This is a genomic window from Polaromonas sp. P1_G2, assembly GCF_056405515.1.
This window is the reverse complement of record NZ_JBFUBY010000864.1, coordinates 1-531: the sequence shown is the minus strand read 5'-3', so window position 1 is coordinate 531 and position 531 is coordinate 1. Positions and strand designations below refer to the sequence as shown.

The following is a 531-nucleotide window of genomic DNA, read 5'->3' as shown; positions in this document are numbered from 1 at the left end:
GCCTGACGGTGAGGGTGGCCTCGTGGCCCTGGAAGAAGCGCTCTATCAGCAGGTCGTTTTCGAGCAGGCCGCGTCGGCAGCGCCACTTGAGTTTGCTCAGGGCGCGCTCGTCTAGCAGGGCGTCGGCGGTTTCCATATTTTCGGCCAGTGGACGGTCAAACTGTCCTCATCACCATCATTTCCTTGATCTTGCCGATGGCTTTCGTCGGGTTCAGGCCCTTGGGGCAGACGTCGACGCAGTTCATGATGGTGTGGCAGCGGAACAGGCGGTAGGGATCTTCAAGGTTGTCCAGGCGCTCGGCGGTGGCTTCGTCGCGGCTGTCGGCGATGAAACGGTAGGCCTGCAGCAGGCCGGCCGGGCCGACGAACTTGTCGGGGTTCCACCAGAAACTGGGGCAGGAAGTCGAGCAGCTGGCGCACAGGATGCACTCGTAGAGGCCGTTGAGCTCTTCGCGCTCTTCGGGGCTCTGCAGGCGCTCTTTCTCGGGCGGCACGTTGTCGTTGATCAGGTAGGGCTTGATCGAGTTGTAC

General features: G+C 62.1%; 2 protein-coding genes. Both read right to left on the bottom strand.

What is annotated here, in order from left to right; all coding sequences use genetic code 11:
• On the bottom strand, positions 1-136 hold a 136-nt coding region (locus AC1D0P_RS28040), incomplete at its 3' end, for an FAD assembly factor SdhE (protein WP_477679720.1).
• Between the two features lie 19 nt (positions 137-155).
• A partial coding sequence (locus tag AC1D0P_RS28035) for a 4Fe-4S dicluster domain-containing protein (protein WP_477679719.1) occupies positions 156-531 on the bottom strand: 376 nt, incomplete at its 5' end.